At 57.5% G+C, this 445-nt stretch carries 1 protein-coding gene; it reads right to left on the bottom strand.

Annotation, left to right across the window (positions count from 1 at the left end):
• The coding region (locus tag ACYP03_RS24155) for a phage baseplate assembly protein V (protein WP_459782387.1) at positions 1-410 on the bottom strand (410 nt) is incomplete at its 3' end.
• Positions 411-445 lie beyond the last annotated feature (35 nt).

Raw genomic sequence — 445 nt, 5'->3', positions numbered from 1 at the left:
GTCGCTTTCACGACCAGCTGACCCTGCACATCAACGGTCAGGGTGTGCTTTTTGCGGTGATATGTCAGTGTGGTGCCGTCTTCATATCGGCTGACATGCTCATCCGGCGAGGTGCTGGGAACCGGGCTTTGAGCATCCGGTATCGACGGCATGACGACACCGGCTGACAGGTCACCACTTTCAGACAGGATGATGACCTGCTCCCCGATATCCAGCGGTTCCCATTGGGTTTTAGAGCTCGATGCCCGCCCACCCATCCAAGGCAGCCAACCAGTCACCGCTTGCTTACCATACTCAACCCGCACCCGGGGCGGTGACATCGTGAAATCCACACTGTGTACCCGCCCCCGCCTGATCATATTGGCCAACCGCCGCTGCAGATCTCTGACGATGTACGCCATATCACTCATGGCCCACCACCTGCTCATATTTGTCGGTATTGCCT

This window comes from Photobacterium sp. R1 (assembly GCF_054600795.1).
The sequence above is the reverse complement of the archived record's forward strand: the minus strand, read 5'-3'. Positions and strand labels throughout refer to the sequence as shown.